Source organism: Pseudoalteromonas rhizosphaerae (assembly GCF_902498845.1).
In the GTDB taxonomy this organism is placed as follows: Bacteria; Pseudomonadota; Gammaproteobacteria; order Enterobacterales; family Alteromonadaceae; genus Pseudoalteromonas; species Pseudoalteromonas rhizosphaerae.
The window spans coordinates 61376-79074 of sequence record NZ_CABVLM010000003.1 but is presented as its reverse complement, the minus strand read 5'-3'; the positions used below and the strand labels follow the sequence as shown (position 1 = coordinate 79074).

13 protein-coding genes and 9 tRNA genes are annotated in these 17699 nt (G+C 40.5%); 4 read left to right on the top strand and 18 right to left on the bottom strand.

Annotation, left to right across the window (positions count from 1 at the left end):
• Nucleotides 1–72 precede the first annotated feature (72 nt).
• Entirely contained in the window at nucleotides 73–3315 is a 3243-nt protein-coding gene (locus tag PSR9079_RS05665) for a S41 family peptidase (RefSeq protein WP_425468840.1), read from the top strand.
• Between the two features lie 113 nt (nucleotides 3316–3428).
• Here PSR9079_RS05665 and PSR9079_RS05660 read toward each other — a convergent pair whose 3' ends face one another.
• The 3 genes from PSR9079_RS05660 to PSR9079_RS05650 form a co-directional block, all read right to left on the bottom strand.
• A complete protein-coding gene (locus PSR9079_RS05660) occupies nucleotides 3429–3983 on the bottom strand; it encodes a hypothetical protein (RefSeq protein WP_149980723.1) in 555 nt (184 codons plus the stop codon).
• Between the two features lie 10 nt (nucleotides 3984–3993).
• Nucleotides 3994–4578, bottom strand: a complete 585-nt coding sequence (locus tag PSR9079_RS05655) for a hypothetical protein (RefSeq protein WP_246175501.1) — start codon at nucleotides 4576–4578, stop codon at nucleotides 3994–3996.
• Nucleotides 4579–4779: 201 nt separating this feature from the next.
• Nucleotides 4780–5430 carry an NAD-dependent epimerase/dehydratase family protein gene (locus tag PSR9079_RS05650; RefSeq protein WP_149980721.1) on the bottom strand — a complete coding sequence of 217 codons (651 nt, stop codon included), beginning with the start codon at nucleotides 5428–5430 and terminating at the stop codon, nucleotides 4780–4782.
• A gap of 410 nt (nucleotides 5431–5840) precedes the next feature.
• Between PSR9079_RS05650 and PSR9079_RS05645 the strand changes: the two genes are divergently transcribed.
• A complete protein-coding gene (locus PSR9079_RS05645) occupies nucleotides 5841–6557 on the top strand; it encodes an enoyl-CoA hydratase/isomerase family protein (protein ID WP_246175492.1) in 717 nt (238 codons plus the stop codon).
• Nucleotides 6558–6624: 67 nt separating this feature from the next.
• Nucleotides 6625–7611: an RDD family protein gene (locus PSR9079_RS05640; protein ID WP_149980720.1), complete on the top strand. Its 987-nt coding sequence runs from the start codon at nucleotides 6625–6627 to the stop codon at nucleotides 7609–7611.
• Between the two features lie 85 nt (nucleotides 7612–7696).
• On the opposite strand, the gene PSR9079_RS05635 is transcribed toward PSR9079_RS05640, so the two are convergent.
• From PSR9079_RS05635 to miaB, 6 genes are all read right to left on the bottom strand, one after another.
• Nucleotides 7697–8923, bottom strand: a complete 1227-nt coding sequence (locus PSR9079_RS05635; RefSeq protein ID WP_149980719.1) for a hypothetical protein — start codon at nucleotides 8921–8923, stop codon at nucleotides 7697–7699.
• A gap of 80 nt (nucleotides 8924–9003) precedes the next feature.
• Complete coding sequence (gene lnt, locus PSR9079_RS05630; RefSeq protein WP_149980718.1) at nucleotides 9004–10584, bottom strand: apolipoprotein N-acyltransferase; 1581 nt, start codon at nucleotides 10582–10584, stop codon at nucleotides 9004–9006.
• Nucleotides 10565–11446: a CNNM family magnesium/cobalt transport protein CorC gene (corC, locus tag PSR9079_RS05625; RefSeq protein WP_149980717.1), complete on the bottom strand. Its 882-nt coding sequence runs from the start codon at nucleotides 11444–11446 to the stop codon at nucleotides 10565–10567. The genes lnt and corC overlap by 20 nt, the downstream gene beginning before the upstream one ends.
• A 22-nt stretch (nucleotides 11447–11468) precedes the next feature.
• Complete coding sequence (ybeY, locus tag PSR9079_RS05620; protein WP_145240621.1) at nucleotides 11469–11927, bottom strand: rRNA maturation RNase YbeY; 459 nt, start codon at nucleotides 11925–11927, stop codon at nucleotides 11469–11471.
• Between the two features lie 4 nt (nucleotides 11928–11931).
• A complete protein-coding gene (locus PSR9079_RS05615) occupies nucleotides 11932–12993 on the bottom strand; it encodes a PhoH family protein (protein WP_145240623.1) in 1062 nt (353 codons plus the stop codon).
• Nucleotides 12994–13043: 50 nt separating this feature from the next.
• Nucleotides 13044–14489 carry a tRNA (N6-isopentenyl adenosine(37)-C2)-methylthiotransferase MiaB gene (gene miaB, locus PSR9079_RS05610; RefSeq protein ID WP_145240625.1) on the bottom strand — a complete coding sequence of 482 codons (1446 nt, stop codon included), beginning with the start codon at nucleotides 14487–14489 and terminating at the stop codon, nucleotides 13044–13046.
• Between the two features lie 253 nt (nucleotides 14490–14742).
• Between miaB and PSR9079_RS05605 the strand changes: the two genes are divergently transcribed.
• Nucleotides 14743–15912 carry an FAD-dependent oxidoreductase gene (locus tag PSR9079_RS05605; protein ID WP_149980716.1) on the top strand — a complete coding sequence of 390 codons (1170 nt, stop codon included), beginning with the start codon at nucleotides 14743–14745 and terminating at the stop codon, nucleotides 15910–15912.
• A gap of 396 nt (nucleotides 15913–16308) precedes the next feature.
• Here the strand turns inward: PSR9079_RS05605 and PSR9079_RS05600 are convergent.
• From PSR9079_RS05600 to PSR9079_RS05560, 9 genes are all read right to left on the bottom strand, one after another.
• Nucleotides 16309–16383 (bottom strand) — tRNA-Gln (locus PSR9079_RS05600).
• A gap of 38 nt (nucleotides 16384–16421) precedes the next feature.
• Nucleotides 16422–16506 (bottom strand) — tRNA-Leu (locus PSR9079_RS05595).
• A gap of 166 nt (nucleotides 16507–16672) precedes the next feature.
• Nucleotides 16673–16747: transfer RNA gene (locus PSR9079_RS05590), tRNA-Gln, on the bottom strand.
• 40 nt (nucleotides 16748–16787) lie between these two features.
• Nucleotides 16788–16872: transfer RNA gene (locus PSR9079_RS05585), tRNA-Leu, on the bottom strand.
• A gap of 165 nt (nucleotides 16873–17037) precedes the next feature.
• Nucleotides 17038–17112 (bottom strand) — tRNA-Gln (locus PSR9079_RS05580).
• A gap of 40 nt (nucleotides 17113–17152) precedes the next feature.
• A tRNA-Leu gene (locus PSR9079_RS05575) sits at nucleotides 17153–17237 on the bottom strand.
• A gap of 95 nt (nucleotides 17238–17332) precedes the next feature.
• Nucleotides 17333–17409: transfer RNA gene (locus PSR9079_RS05570), tRNA-Met, on the bottom strand.
• A gap of 5 nt (nucleotides 17410–17414) precedes the next feature.
• Nucleotides 17415–17489: transfer RNA gene (locus tag PSR9079_RS05565), tRNA-Gln, on the bottom strand.
• Nucleotides 17490–17527: 38 nt separating this feature from the next.
• A tRNA-Leu gene (locus tag PSR9079_RS05560) sits at nucleotides 17528–17612 on the bottom strand.
• Nucleotides 17613–17699: the final 87 nt, after the last annotated feature.

The following is a 17699-nucleotide window of genomic DNA, read 5'->3' as shown; positions in this document are numbered from 1 at the left end:
TCGCCGAACAAAGCTGCAATCCATCCTTATGTTGTTATGATGATATAAAATAACAACATAAGGATGGTTAAGTTGAAATTACGTACTTTTTTAACCGCAATAGCGATTGCGGTTGCGCCTACATTCTCACCCATAGCCGCGGCTTATGATACTCAAGATACGCGATTATTACGTTTTCCTGATATTCATAAAGAGTCGGTTACTTTTGTTTATGCCGGTGATATTTATATAGCAAATATCAAAACGGGTAAAAGCACGCGCTTAACAGATCACATTGGTTTTGAAACATTCCCTAAGTTTTCTCCAGATGGGAAAAGAATCGCTTTTTCAGCACAGTACAATGGTAGCCGCCAAATATATGTAATGAATCGCGATGGCAGTGATCTAAAACAGCTGACTTACTATAACGATGTTGGTGTGATGCCGCCTCGTGGTGGCTATGATTATCGTGTCCTTGATTGGACGCCTGATGGTAAACATATAGTGTTTCGAGCAAACCGTACACCTTATGGTAAGCGTGTGGGACGTCCTTACATGGTGCCTGCCGATGGTGGCTTAGAGCAGCCATTGGCCATACCTGAAACGGGTGGCGGCATGTTATCGCCTGATGGTAAGCAATACGTATATACACCAATTGATCGCGAGTTTCGTACCTGGAAGCGCACGCGAGGGGGCCGCGCACAAGATGTATGGATCTATGATTTAGAGCACAACAAGTCTACGCAGTTAACTACCGATAAAGCCACAGATCAGCAGCCTACTTGGGTGCATGATAATATTTATTATGTCTCAGACAGAGCATACACTTTAAACTTATATAAGCATCAAGACGGTAAAGCACCAGTAAAAGTGACCAATCACACGGATTTTGATGTGCTTTGGCCATCGGCAGGCCCAGATGCCATAGTGTATGAGAATGGTGGTTATTTATACCGTTTTGACGATGCAACGCAGCGTGAAGAAAAGCTGACTATTAACGTACAGGGAAATCGTGAATATACCATGCCTTATAGCAAAAATGTGGCTGGCTTTATTGATTCGATGGATGTATCCCATGATGGTAAGCGTGTGGTTTTTAGTGCCCGCGGAGAGCTGTTCTCAGTACCCGTTAAAAATGGCCCAACACGCAATTTAAGCCATACGCCTAAAGGGCGTGAAATTGCCGCTTCGTGGTCACCAAATGGCCGATATATTGCGTATATGAGTGATGAAAGTGGTGAGTACGAAATTTATATCCAAGACCGAGCTAATAACAACAAGGTTAAACAACTGACAACTAATGGCACTATTTGGCGTTTTGACCCTGTTTGGTCTCCGGACAACAAAAAGCTATTGTTTGCAGATCTAAATCACACCTTATGGTGGCTTGATATAAAAACCGGCAAGCAGCATAAAATTGATACCGCCAAGTATGAAGAAGATGGCTTAACTACGTATATTTGGTCACCTAATAGTGAAGATGTTGTATTTGTTAAAAATAACGAAAATCGTTATGCCTCATTATGGCATTACAATTTAACAGACAAACAAGTTACACGTCTGACCGACGATATGAGCAGTGAACGAAATCCTGCGTTTTCTCCTGATGGTCAGCAATTGTATTTTACTTCAGAGCGCGACTTTAACTTAACTTTTAGTAGTTATGAATTTGACTACATGTTTAATAATGCCACGCGAATTTATGCTGTTGCTGTCAATAGCAAAATTAAACCGCTGAATGCGCCACTGACTGATGAAATAAGTATTGTTGACTCGAAAGCGAATAAAGACGATGACAAGTCAGCTAAACCGCTAAGCACTTATATTGAAAGTGATGGTTTTATGGACCGCGTTGTCGCTCTAAATGCTCCGGCCGGAAATTACAGTGCTTTAACTGCTGTAAAAGATGGCGTATTAACACTCTCTGCGGGTGAGCTAAAATTAATACCTATTGCCGTCGATGGCGAAATTGCCACCGTAGCGAAGGGGGTTAATAGCTATAAAATATCAGCGAATGCGCAGCATATCATTGCTCGCTCAGGTGATAATTACAGTGTAATTAAGCCAGCCGCTGAGCAAGATTTAAAAGCCACCCAGTTAGACTTGCAAAATATGATACTAAAAATTGACCCGCAAACAGAGTGGGCGCAAATGTATCGTGAAGGCTGGCGGACATTACGTGATTGGTTCTACGATGAAAATCACCACGGCCAAGATTGGGATGCTATTTTAAAACGCTACCAACCAATGGCTGATGCAATCGCACATCGCGCCGACCTTGACTATGTGCTAAGCGAAATTGCCGGCGAGATTAACTCCGGGCATATTTATGTCAACTCTGGCGATATGCCAACTGCAACACGTTTACAGCATGGTTTATTAGGCGTAGAAATTAGCGCGCATAAATCCGGTTTTGTAAAAATCGAAAATATCTTTAAAGGCGAAAACTGGCACGAGAACTTCCGCTCACCACTCAACGAGCCGGGCGTTAACGCAAGCGTTGGTGATTATATTGTTGAGGTAAATGGTCGTTCAGTAAAAGATGTGGTTAACTTTTATGAATTACTTGAAAACACCCAAGGTAAATCGGTTGAGTTATTGCTTAGTAAATCCCCGAGCCTGAAAAAAAGTTGGAAGGTAACAGTTAAACCAATCGCAAGTGAAACCGGCTTACGTTATTTACAATGGACGCATAGCCGTGCTGAATATGTAAATAAACTATCCGACGGTCGTATTGGTTATGTACATTTGCCAAACACACATTACGAAGGTAATCGTTCGTTATTTAAAAACTTTTTACCGCAAACTAGCAAAGAAGCAATGATCATAGATGATCGCTACAATGGCGGTGGTTTTATCCCAGAGCATATGATCACTTGGCTGGCACGTAAACCGCTTAACTACTGGAAGCGCCGTGGCGTTGAGCCAACTAAAACACCACAGTTTGCCCATGATGGACCAAAAGCCATGCTGATCAACGGCTACTCCAGTTCAGGTGGTGACGCACTACCGTATTACTTCCGCCAAGCAGGTTTGGGTAAACTAATTGGCACTCGCACTTGGGGTGGGTTAATAGGTATCTCTGGTAACCCAGGGCTTGTGGATGGTGGTTCAGTTATTGCTGCCACCTTTAGAATACTCGACAATGACGGTAACTGGATCATCGAAAATGAAGGCGTAAGCCCAGATATCGAAGTGATTGACCGTCCAGAGCTTATTCAAGCAGGGCAAGATCCGTCGGTTGAGCGTGCCGTACAAGAGCTGTTAAAAGAGCTTAAGGCAAACCCGAAAAAAACCTTGATTGTGCCGCCAGCTCCAACAGAGTTTGGTAAATAATTAAATAGGCGTTAATCAAAAAGCCAGCATTCGCTGGCTTTTTGTGTAGAAGCTATTAATTCAATCACAGTGATAGAATAACTTGTCTTAAAACGTATAAAATAAGAGATATTCTATTTTATTGCCTCTATAAAATCTTTATCAGAATATAAATTTTTAAGCAGCTTTTGCACCAATTCTACATAGCTCTGTTGTCCATTCGGGATTGCAATTGCACCCATAAAAGATGAGTCGAAAGTATGCTCCGCTGATATTGTTTTTTCAAATAAATTAACATTACCTTCTGAAACAACAAAATTGACTTTTATAAATGCATCACCTTCTGAGAAACCTGTTACATCAATATCGTGATCAACTAGACTGCCTGAAACCTGCTTTTTGGCAACACCTGACCATAATTTGGCTAGCTTCAGTTCTTGCAGTAAGGCATTTTCGATATACTCGCCATAACTATCGCCAACAGATGAAACCAGAGGAGAGCCTCGAAGTGATATTTTATTTAGGTTTTTTTCTGATTTAATTTTACCTACAGATACAGATACAGATTCGTTTGGAATCTCTTTTAATTTTGATACATTACTAATATCTGCGCGATACGGGGGAACTTGAATTGTACATGCGCTCAAAGCAAGCACTGTAATTAGAGTTAATAAACTTTTATATTTCATTGTTATTCCCTTATAAATTTGATTTGTCTAGTTCTGCAACTAGCTCATTAAATGCTTCTTCAGTTGCGCGCTTTGCTGATAAGGAAAAGTCATTTTTAAATTCATCAAATTCAGCTTTGCCAACACCATTAACTTCACTTTTCCATGCAACATTCCCTTCGCTATCGAGTGTTTTGCAATTTAATGTGAATGTAAACTCTGTTGGAGGCCATGTGAATACACTATCAGAACTAGAATTTGTTGTTACGGTTGGAACAAATATATATTTTATATTTTTGTTTTTTAAAAACTCACTATCAGTCAATGATTCAAGACGATAGACGTTATCAAATTTATTTGATAGTACCGTATATAAAGCTGCTTCTGTATCTTTATAAGGTTTGTAGCTCACCTTATCACCGCCACCACCGGGTGTTTTCACTTGTTTTTTAATATTATCTTCAGAGATGTAATATCCTACAACTGATGTAGACTTACGCTCTGTAACTTTAAGATTCTCTGTATCAGGGTTTAGGCTTATCTGATGGGCGCAGCCACTTAAAGCAAGCACTGAAAATAAGAAAAACAAATTTGTTAGTAATTTCAAAATAAACACCATGTATATAATTTTTAGGGGTAGTTTTACGGATACTAAATATATATTTAATAATTACAGATGTAAATATTGTTAATCATTGGTTTGTAAATATTTGTAAAGCTTGGTTTTTACTTTAGTGGTTTGAGAGATAACAGTGACATCCATGTTTTTCATATAAACGCTAACTTAGCTTGAAATTATCACATGCGACAATGTACTTTATGTATAAAACAGCTCATCTAATTTAAAATACTCAACTCCCACACTCGGTTTAGTACTAAGCGCGCACATTTTTATGGCGACTTGTTTGCCCGTGATAGGGCGATACTTTCTTAAACCAGGTAGCATACATAAAATTGGTAACAATACACTGCCAAGCTTTTCACCAATACGAAATTCGTTATTACGCTCGCCAAGTAATAACGATGGCTGAATAATACTAATACGCTTAAATGGCAGTTCTTTGACAGTATTTTCAAGTTCACCTTTCATTTGTAAATATGCGTTACCACTATTGGCATTTGCACCACTGGAGGATACTAGCAAGTAATGGTGTACTTCGTGTTTTGCAGCAAGTTCAGCGACTTTTAACTGATAATAAAAATCAACCTTACGCTGAGCGGCAATAGAGCCAGCTGCTTTTTTGGTGGTGCCTAAACATGAAAATAATATATCCGCTTTAAAAAGCGCAGCGTGTTGAGCTAAATGGTTAAAGTCCACTGCATGATTAACGACTTTGTCACTGTTATAACTAATAGGACGACGCGTTAGGGTGATAACTTTACTGATATGAGTTGCCATAATTAATTCTTCAACTAAGTGACTGCCCACTAAGCCAGTTGCACCGATAACAATAGCTACATTACTCATACATTCTCCTTTGATAGCCCTAGCAAATAGCCAAAGTATGTTGTAACCATTGTTATGGATCGTTACTTGTATAATACCAATCGACTTAAATATTTAACCATTCTAGCGAGCTAAATAAAGCGCTAACTGCGTTATAAATTTTTCATGTAGAACAACTACATGTCAAAATTTATGCCTTGCTATCACTCCATTTATCTGTCGCTATAAATGGTCAGTAACTTAACACGATTGGTATAATTTTAGATTATTCATAACAAAGAACACAAGATTAATAGTAATACTTATTTTTTAAACAGTTATTCTAGTTATTTAAGCGCTAAGCATGGCATTATATATTTAACTTATTTATCACGTTGTAAAAAAATAATACAAAGTGCGCACCGTGACTCTCTACAATGAAAGGCCTCCTGATGACAATGATGACGTTAGCCACCCACAATACAGTTGCGGTTTTAACCTTAACAAACGGCGAAAACCGCCAAAATCCACATTTTGCACATCAACTAAAACAAGCGTTAGCAGAGGTTGTTGAAAACCAAAACCACAAAGCGCTAGTGATCACCTCAAATGATGATAAGTGTTGGAGTTTAGGCATTGATACTGATTGGTTGTTACCTGCTATGCAAGCAAAAAAGGCCGATGAAATACGTGGTTTTATGTACGATATGGACGATGTATTTAAAACCTTACTGCTTTTTCCTATGCCAGTGATCGCTGCCATTAATGGTCATGCTTTTGGTAACGGTGCAATTTTAGCGTGCGCGTGTGACTTTAGATTTATGCGCGGCGATCGCGGCTTTTTTTGCTTCCCTGAAGTGGATTTATCGATCCCATTTTTACCCGGCATGATTGCTTTTGTGAAAAAAGCGATCCCTTACTATCGCTTTAACGAAATGAAACTGACAGGGCGTCGCGTCTCTGGAGCAGAACTTGCAATTGATCACGTTATAGAAAAAGCCTCAACAGACCAAGATAGCCTATTAGCGGACGCAATGGCGTTTGCCGCTACATTTGATAAAAAGCGCGCCATTTTTGCTGAGCACAAAAAACGTTTACACAAAGAAATAATTCGTGTGATAAATGAAGAAAATAAACCATTTATAGATAATCTAGCTTTGATGGTTTGAGCTATAGGCTGCTCTCAATAACAATCTAAATAAAGATACCTATTTAATTTTAAGGACAAAGGCGTAAATGAAAGCGAAACAAATAGAACAATTAGCATTAACAGCTGCTGAAACTAAGGAAGTTATTACGCCCTATGCATTTAAAATAGATCAAGCATTATTGGGACTGCCACTTGCTTCACCGACTCGCCGCGCGCTCGCGATGGTAATCGATGTAGCGCTAATTTTTCTCGCGGCTAAGATCAGTGCTGCTGTAATCGCATTTGTAGCTGCAATGGCTTTTTATAAAGGCACAGCGCAAAAATACTTACCAACAATGTCGACTGTTTGGCGAAGAGTATTAAAAATAACTGCTGCCAGTATATTATTTATAAGTTCACTCTCAGTGCTTGCAATCGCAATCGATTTTTTTGAGGATGATACTGCGATTCAAGGGATAAGAATTAAACGCGAAACACCATTAAATGCAGAGGAAAAACAACAGATAAATACTTATTTAATGCAAACAGCACCAAGTCAAAATTGCGATCAGGCTTGTCAAAGCAATGCGCTTGCTAATTTAGTTACTCAAGTGCCACAATTGGCTGAAATAGATGAATCTGATAACGATCAGGTTGCCCGATTATTATTGAAAGTAATGGTTGAAGCTGATGAGCAGACTTCTGCACCTGAAGACGCACCTGTTAAAGCTGCACCTGTGAATAGTATTTTACAGTGGGGCAAAGGAATCATTCAAGATTTAGGTCTTGGCTTTGGTTGGGCTGCTGTATATTTTACATTATTTTCGCTGCTTTGGCGTGGCCAAACACCGGGTAAAAAAGTATGCAATATCCGAGTTGTCGCACTTAGTGGCGAAGATTTAAGTTTATGGGATGCGTTTGGCCGATACGGTGGCTACGGCGCAGGGTTTGCAACTGGGTTACTAGGTTTTTTACAAGTTTATTGGGATCCGAACCGCCAAGCCATTCAAGATAAAATATCAGCAACTGTGGTTATTAAAGGCAGTATAAATCAGCTAATAAATGAAGAGACAGTTAAAGCGATTGTTAAATAGATAGTTAGACTCTAAGTAAGTTTTATAGAAAGGATTAATATACAGAGCATGCCCTACTTATGAAAAATAGGGCATTTAGGGAGGTTCACAGTCCTAAAAACTCTAAATAAGGCATAATAACATCGATATTTGATTTTATGAGTGCGCTAATACCGGCAAAAAACAGCGCGAATAGTGTACACGCTGAAACATAGCTAACATGTCTATAAATCAGACGATAAAACTTGTCCAGAAAGTTCCACATCAAAAATAATGCGCCTATCCAAAACATGGTATCAAGTTTATATAACAGCGCAATTGTGACCACTGCTATTTCACTAATTAAACCGATAAGCTCAGCGCTAAAGCGTAGCCAAGGTTTTTCTTTTAATAAGAAAAAGCTAAGTTGGGAGATCCCCGAAAAATAAGCAAGTGGCAGTAACGTGAGCATACCAAGTTCAAAAGATTGTAGAGGCTGCCTTAGTTCGAGTAAAGGCGCGAACCAATCGGTATAAAATACTAACCAAGCTAATAGAGTTAACGTAAAACTAAGCGCAGTTAAATAAACAGATTGTGCAACGCGTTCATCTTGGCTGCCGACGGTTACTCTACCTGGAGCAACTAATATCATAAAACCAAAAGTTGATAACAAGGCTAATACACTGCAAAACCCAAAGATGCTGTTATCAAATATTAAGGCCAGCGCTGCGAATGTAATAGCTAATGGCCAACCTACCCATTTAGCTTCTTCTTTATCGTCACTAATGCGACTTAGCACCGAATAGCTAACAATGCTGCCTAAAGAGAATCCTGCAACCAGTAGCCAATATTCGTAGTGGAAAAAAATGAGCGAAATGATGGACGCGCCGTAAATCAAAAGTTCGTTGAGTAATGGTGGGAAATACGACATGATTTTGCCAATTAAGGCCAATAATAACAAAGCTGAAATAGCATATAGCGCGGTGGTGAAACTATCAATACGCTGCTCGGTGTCAGATATTGGTGAAGGTTGTTTGCTAATTTGATGGGCATTACCAATCGGTATGTCGGAGGTGTATGTTCCACTGTCTAAGTCAAAATGAAAGTTCGTTTGTGCTTGTTGATGTAAAAAAGTAGATTTTTCAGTAAACACATTCTCTGAAACAGCATTTTCAGCTTTTAACTCTAGTAATAACTGATATTGAGCTTGTAACTCATCCTTGGAACTGACTTCATATTGAGCGGCTAAACCCAAGGAGGGGATAGTAACCATCAATACGAACAGAATAAAATGCCTGACTCTGGCCATGTGCTGTGTAATTGATTGTTTGCATAGGGTGTTAATCCATAACATACGACTTCCTTGTTATTATATTTACGACAATTGATGTAGATGAAATATATCAATTATGTGATTAATTTTAGTGAATATATTTAACGATGATTATCTTTATATTTAAATTTTACGATTAATGCTGCGATTGTAATGCTAAAAATAAATAACCACACAGGCAAGTTACCGTATTGACTATAGATGCTGTCGCCTTGGATTAGCTTGATATTGACTTTAAGGGTGTCGGCTTCAAATTGTGGCATGCTGACTTGAATTTGACTGATTGGGTCGTATACGCCGCTGATGCCATTGTTGGTCACACGAATAAGCGGGCGTTGTAATTCAAGGGCGCGCATACGGGCTATTTGCATGTGCTGGTGGGGGCCGTGGGAGGCACCAAACCAGGCATCATTACTTACAGTAAATAAAATATCCGAATCATTGTGGTAATTACCACGCACTAAATCAGCAAAAGCGATTTCGTAGCAAATAGCCGGTAATATATTTAAGCCATTAGCACGTAAGTTATTTTGAACTTGGTCGCCGCGAGAAAATGATGACATAGGTAAATCAAATAAAGGGGCGATAGGGCGCAATATATCTTCAAATGGCACAAATTCACCAATGGGAAGTAATTGGTGTTTTTGGTAACGGTTTTTACCTAAGTATTGATAATGACCATGTTCGTCACCCTGCTCTTTATTACCAAGTACAATTAATGTGTTGAAGATTGCTTTAGTGTCGCGCTGATAGTCAACAATACCCGTAATGAGTGCGGTATTGTTAAATGAGGCTGCGCTATCTAAGCCTGCTAAATAGCTATCTGCAAGTGCTTCTATTTCAGGCACTGCAGCTTCTGGCCAAACGATTAAGTCGGCATCCCAATGCGGTCGAGTCATATCTTGGTACTTACTCATTGTGGTCCAAAATTCACTCGGGTCAAAGCGCAGATGCTGTTTGATATTACCTTGTACCAGTAAGGCGCTAATCGTTTTATCACTGTAACTGTTATTGCGCGTATAGTGAGTAATAGCGAATAGTAAAGCGATGCTAATTACAGTGGCTGTTGTGGCTTTAAAGTCTCTAATAAACAGCAGGCGATAGAGCGCAAAACCAATCGCGATACATACAAGGGTTAAGCCAAACTCACCAATTACTGGAGCGAGTAGATTAAGTGGGCTATCGGTTTGAGTATAACCAAAGCTTAGCCAAGGGAAGCCGGTGAGTACCACACCGCGTAAGTATTCGGTGACAGCAAAGCCTGAGAGTAATAATAAACCGTAGCTACTAGGGCCGCTGGCAAAGCGTGTGGCAAACATAAAGGCTAAAGCCGGGTAGATAGCTAAATAAGCACATAACAGCACCATCAGTAACACTGAGGCTACCAGTGGCATACCGCCGAAGGTGGCAATGGAGACATGCACCCAACTGATACCTGCGCCAAACCAACCGAGGCCAAATATAAAACCATATTTGGCGGCGCGTTTACTGGCTAGTTTGCCATATTGCTGCCCAGAATTATGTGTGTGGGTACTGTATATCGCTAATGCTAAACAGGCGAACGTGAGGGGCCAAATCTCAAAAGGGGCATAACACAAGGTTAAAAAGAGGCCCGCAACCAGTGCGAGCCATGCTTTTTTATCTTTTGCTAAATGCAGGCAGTTAGTCAGAAGTGTCTTCACTGTCGTTATCATCAGCCTTTGGCACTGTAACCTGTAATTGCAATAATCGACGATTATCGGCATTGGTTACTTTAAATTGTAAGCCATCTATATCAATTATTTCACCACGGCCAGGCATATGCCCAAAGGCGTGTAAAACAGTACCACCGATGGTATCAGCGTCTTGCGTGCTGTAGCCAGTTTTAAAATATTCGTTAAAATCATCAACAGGAGTAAGTGCTTGAACAACAAACACATGCTTTGCAAGTTGACGAATATCTAGTTGCTCTTCTTCGTCGTGTTCATCTTCAATTTCACCGACGATGAGCTCAAGAATATCTTCTATGGTTACTAAACCAGATACACCGCCGTATTCATCAATTACTAACGCCATATGGTAACGCTGTTGGCGAAACTCATTAAGTAGCGTATCAACACGCTTACTTTCAGGCACAACAACGGCTGGGCGTAAATAATCACGTAATGATGGCAGTAGATCATCTTTATTGAGGATCAGTGGTAATAGATCTTTTGCTAGTAAAATGCCTTCAATGTGGTCTTTATCTTCACACACCACTGGAAAACGTGAATGCGTTGAATCGACCATCATTGGAATGAGTTCTTCTAGTGGCGCTTCCACTTCGAGCGTGATCATTTGTGAGCGCGGGATCATAATATCTCGCACTTTTAACTCTGACACACCGAGCACACCTTCGATCATCTCTTTGGTTTCAGGATCAATGACATCCCGAACTTGCGCATCGGCAATTACTTCAGCCAGCTCTTCTCTATTCTGGGGTTCCCCTTGCAACATTTGGGTAATTCTACCCAACCAGGTCTTGCCAGAAGAACCCTGGCTAGTCTGCGAGTTATCGTCGCTCATTGCGTCTACTTGCTCCGTAAATTTAAATATCGTCCCGATATGGGTCTGCTATGCCTAATTCGGCAAGCAATTGCTTTTCAATGCTTTCCATTTCTGTCGCATCTTCATCCTTTATATGGTCAAATCCAAGTAAATGCAAGCATCCGTGGATCACCATATGGGCAAAGTGGTCATGAAATGACTTTTCTTGCTCTATTGATTCAGCTAACACTATGGCTGGGCAAATAACTAAATCACCCACCAAAGGTAGCTCTATACCTGCTGGCGCTTCAAATTCAAACGACAACACATTGGTTGGTTTATCTTTACCACGGTAGTCATTATTGAGTTGTTGGCTTTGCTCTTCATCAGCAATAACAATACTCAGCTCTGATTCGTCACGGTATTGACTAAGCACTTTATTAGCCCACAGCGCAAATTGCTCAAGACTAGGCAAGTTATCAAACTCGCAGGCTATTTGTAAATCAAGTTCAGTGTTCACGGCATCACTCTTTAGTCGAAGGTTGCGCTTGCTCTTGGTTTGCGAGCAAGTCTTTAGCACGTTGTTTTTCGGCGCGTTTGAGTCGTTCTGCTTCATCGTTACGTTCGTAGGCTTCAACAATACGTGCCACGACAGGGTGGCGCACCACGTCCTGTGATTGGAAGAAGTTAAAGCTTATTTCGTCTACATCGCTAAGTACTTCAATGGCGTGACGAAGCCCTGAGCGCGCACCACGGGGTAAATCTACTTGGGTAATGTCGCCGGTGATCACTGCTTTTGAATTAAAACCAATTCGGGTTAAGAACATTTTCATTTGTTCAACCGTGGTATTTTGGCTTTCATCTAAAATAATAAAGGCATCGTTAAGTGTGCGACCACGCATAAAGGCAAGTGGAGCGACTTCAATGACATTTTGTTCCATCAGCTTTTCGACTTTTTCAAAGCCGAGCATTTCAAATAAGGCATCGTACAATGGGCGCAGGTATGGGTCGATTTTCTGACTTAAATCACCTGGTAAAAACCCCAGTTTTTCACCGGCTTCAACAGCAGGGCGGGTCAATAAAATACGCCGTATTTCTTGACGCTCTAAAGCATCAACTGCTGCGGCGACAGCTAAGTAGGTTTTACCTGTGCCAGCAGGCCCGATACCAAAGGTGATATCGTGACGAAATATATTCGATACATAATGACCTTGATTGTCGTTACGTGGTTTTATTACGCCACGACGAGTTTTGATCATCACCTCTTTGCCATATTCGTTTAGCTCATCTTGCTCTAATGCATTTGACTCACTAATGGCTAAATGTACGGTATTTGCTTCAATTTCAGTAATAACACCGCGTACTGGCTGAGTTTCGACATATAAGTCTTTGAGGATTTCCATCGCTGCAAACGCGCTGGTGGTTTTACCGGTGATTTTAAAATAGTTATCGCGATGAGTAATTTCAACACCTAAGCGGCGTTCAATGTGTTTGATGTTTTCGTCAAACGGGCCACATAAAGATGAAAGACGTTTGTTGTCGGAGGGTTCTAAATAAATCTCTAATTTTTTTAATTGATTACTCAAAATTGCTTCCTGTTTTGATGTGCCAGCGAGGCTGGCACAGTAAGTTTCGCCTAAGGAACGAAAGTTGCAACACCTAATTCATCAGGGGTGGCTTGCGGCTCTGGTTGTGCTGCTTTACTTAAAATATCAGCAGGAGCAACCGCACGGCGTAAGTTCATTTGGGATTCTGTACGAATTAAGTCACCGCGTAAAGAGTTTGGCAGTGCCTCAGTTATACGTACATCAACAAACTGACCGATCACTGTGTGTGGGCCAATAAAGTTTACTACGCGGTTGTTTTCAGTACGGCCACGTAGCTCCATCGGATTTTTCTTGGATGGACCTTCAACTAGGATGCGTTGTTCAGTATCAAACATTTGACGACTGATCTGTTGCGCCATTTGAGTAATACGGTTTTGTAGTAGGTATAAACGCTCTTTCTTTTCTTGCTCGCTGACATCATCAGGCAAATCAGCCGCTGGCGTACCCGGGCGTGCGCTGTAGATAAAGCTAAAGCTCATATCGAAACCAATATCATTGATAAGGTTCATCGTCGCTTCAAAGTCAGCGGCGCTTTCACCTGGGAAACCAATGATAAAATCTGACGACATACTTAAATTAGGGCGAATTTTACGTAATTTACGAATCGTTGATTTGTACTCAATAGCAGTGTGACCACGTTTCATTAAATTAAGAATACGATCCGAACCGCTTTGTACTGGTAAATGTAAGTGATCGACTAATTCAGGTACGTCGGCATAAGCGTCAATGATGTCTGGTGTAAACTCTACCGGGTGCGACGTGGTGTAGCGAATACGGTCAATCCCGTCGATAGCTGCAACATAACGAATTAAATCTGAGAAGTAACAAATTTCACCATCGTGAGTTTCGCCGCGATAAGCATTTACGTTTTGACCTAGTAGGTTTACTTCACGAACATTTTGCTCTGCAAGTTGAGCAATTTCTAATAATACATCATCAAGCGGGCGGCTGACTTCTTCACCGCGCGTGTAAGGTACTACGCAGAAGGTACAGTATTTAGAGCACCCTTCCATAATAGATACAAATGCAGAAGGACCGTCTGCTTTTGGCTCTGGTAAACGGTCAAACTTTTCAATCTCTGGGAATGAAATATCAACCACAGAGCTGCCTTTGTTACCTTGCACTTGTTTGATCATTTCAGGTAAACGGTGCAATGTTTGAGGGCCAAAAATAACGTCAACAAATGGTGCGCGTTGGCGAATTGAATCGCCCTCTTGTGACGCAACACAGCCACCAACACCGATGATCAGATCGGGTTTGTCATCTTTGAGTAATTTCCAACGGCCTAGTTGATGGAATACTTTTTCCTGCGCTTTTTCGCGAATTGAACAGGTATTGAGTAGGATAACATCTGCATCCCCAGCTTCATCAGTTAACTGGTAGCCGTTGGTTGCATCGAGAAGATCAGCCATTTTCTGAGAGTCGTATTCATTCATCTGACAACCCCAGGTTTTAATATGCAGCTTTTTACTCATTGAAATATAGCCTCGTTTTCAATTCGGTAGTGGCACGGTTGTGCGCTAAACAGGATAAGCGGCACTTTCGCTTACTTAAAGGACGCGTATTTTAGCTGGATACCCGTCTAGATCCAAGTATAGTTTTTATGTTTGTGAATTGAAGTCAAACAAAGTGCGTTTTATGGTTGATTAAGATGAAACTCACTCGCACTTGTAAACAGAAGTACGATACAATCAAGCGCACTGAAAATAACCAAATTAGTGACTAAAAATGATGAAAAACAAGGTTGTTGTTGTTGGCGGCGGCATGGTTGGTGCAGCCACAGCAGTTAAACTCGCTAAACAAGGATGCCAAGTAACAGTGATTGAGCAGCAGATAATTGATGCTGATGCTGTATTGGCAAGTGAAAAAGTTGATATTCGTGTATCTGCTATCAATCGTTTTTCAGAAAACTTATTAGATGACTTAGGCGCTATGCCTATTTTACGAGTGCATCGACATGCCCCATATCAACAGCTCGAAGCGTTTGAACGAACGGGCGATAACCTTTTGTTTGATTGTCACGATATTAATACCACTCATTTAGGCCACTTAATTGAAAATAATTTAATTCAAGCGAGTATCTGGCAACAGTTTGCACAGCACAATATCGAAGTGATTGAAACACCTCAATCATTGTCCGCAATTGAGCAAAGCGAACAGCAAGTGACATTGCATTATGGTGAGCAGCAATATACAGCTGATTTAGTTGTTGCTGCAGATGGTGGGCAATCGTTATTACGTCAACAGGCAGGTATTGGTGTTACGGGTTGGCAATATGGTCAGCATTGTATGGGAGTATTAATAAAACTAGACGCTGCGCAACAAGTAAAAACATGGCAGCAGTTTAAGCCCACAGGTCCGGTAGCTTTTTTACCTATGCAGGCGCCATACGCCAATTTAATTTGTTACCACGATGCAAAGCAGTTAAAGCAATGGCAGCAACTCTCAGCAAGCGAATTAAAACAGCAACTGCTTGCACATTTCCCGCCCTTAGCTGGGGATTTTGATATCATAGAGCATGCTGTTTTTCCGTTAGCCCGCCAACATGCCAACAGCTATTCAGATGGCCGTATCGTGCTGGTTGGTGATGCAGCGCATACGATTAATCCGCTCGCTGGGCAAGGGGTTAACTTAGGTTTTCAAGATGTCGTAGCGCTTGCTGATATATTAAAAAATGCAGACGATATAGGTGCTGCACAATATCTTAAACAATATGAGCAAACTAGACGCAAAGCAAATTTGTTAATGATGAGTATGATGGACGCTTGTTATTTTGGTTTTTCTAATCAACTAACTCCATTGCAGTGGGCACGCAGTCAGTTTTTGAAAATGGCAAATAAAACCGGACCGGTAAAGCATTGGGTATTAAAATATGCGATTAGCGGTGAAATCAGTTAAGAATTCTCATTTTATTAAAAATATGATTATCATAGCGAATTATACCAATCGTGTTAAGTTACTGACCATTTATAGCGACAGATAAATACAGTGATAACAAGGCGTAAATTTTGACATGTAGTTGTTCTACTTGAAAAAATTATAACGCAGTTAGCGCTTTATTTAGCTCGCTAGAATGGTTAAATATTTATGTAGATTGGTATTAAATAGCTAACTAATTTAATGTAATTGGTGTTAATAGAATGGCTAGGGTGGGCGAAAGCTCACTCATATAATTTTTTGATAAAAGATAAAAGATAAAAGATAAAAGATAAAAGATAAAAGATAAAAGATAAAAGATAAAAGATAAAAGATAAAAGATAAAAGATAAAAGATAGAGAAGGGTATTTATAAAATTGGCTGGGATACCAGGATTTGAACCTGGGAATGCCAGGATCAAAACCTGGTGCCTTACCGCTTGGCGATATCCCAACTTTAAATTTTATTAGTTTTAGTTCTAGGTAAGAACATGGTGCGGAAGGAGAGACTTGAACTCTCACATCCTAAGATACTGGAACCTAAATCCAGCGCGTCTACCAATTCCGCCACTCCCGCATCGATCATATACAGTATTAATGTATTGGAACCTAAATCCAGCGTCTAATTAAAGACAACTGTCAATTCCGCCACTCCCGCATAGTCTGTATAATTATATACGTTTTTGCTGTTTATACTCGTAGCTAGAGTTATTCTTTAACAACATTCTTTGGTAGAAGAATGTTGGCTGGGATACCAGGATTTGAACCTGGGAATGCCAGGATCAAAACCTGGTGCCTTACCGCTTGGCGATATCCCAACAAAGAAACAGTTGATAGTTTTAATTCTTATCAAGAACATGGTGCGGAAGGAGAGACTTGAACTCTCACATCCTAAGATACTGGAACCTAAATCCAGCGCGTCTACCAATTCCGCCACTCCCGCATCGTGCATATACAGTATTAATGTATTGGAACCTAAATCCAGCGTCTAATTAAAGACAACTGTCAATTCCGCCACTCCCGCATAGTCTGTATAATTATATACGTTTTTGCTGTTTATACTCGTAGCTAGAGTTATTCTTTAACAACACTCTTTGGTAGAAGAAGTTGGCTGGGATACCAGGATTTGAACCTGGGAATGCCAGGATCAAAACCTGGTGCCTTACCGCTTGGCGATATCCCAACAAAGAATCAATTGATAGTTTTAGTTCTTATCAAGAACATGGTGCGGAAGGAGAGACTTGAACTCTCACATCCTAAGATACTGGAACCTAAATCCAGCGCGTCTACCAATTCCGCCACTCCCGCATTATCACTTTGAATTAATCAAAGAAATGGTAGTTATTTTAAACTCTTCATTGAGTTGCAATTTAACTCTTGCAGAGCCACTTCTAAAAAAGAAATGGTGGCTAAGACGGGATTTGAACCTGTGACCCCATCATTATGAGTGATGTGCTCTAACCAGCTGAGCTACTTAGCCATTGTTGGCTGGGATACCAGGATTTGAACCTGGGAATGCCAGGATCAAAACCTGGTGCCTTACCGCTTGGCGATATCCCAACAATAACAATTGATAATTTTAATTCTTATCAAGAATATGGTGCGGAAGGAGAGACTTGAACTCTCACATCCTAAGATACTGGAACCTAAATCCAGCGCGTCTACCAATTCCGCCACTCCCGCATCGTATATACAGGTAACAACGTTTTGGAACCTTAACCCAGCGTCTAATTCAAGACAACTGCCAATTCCATCACTCCTGCATACTTT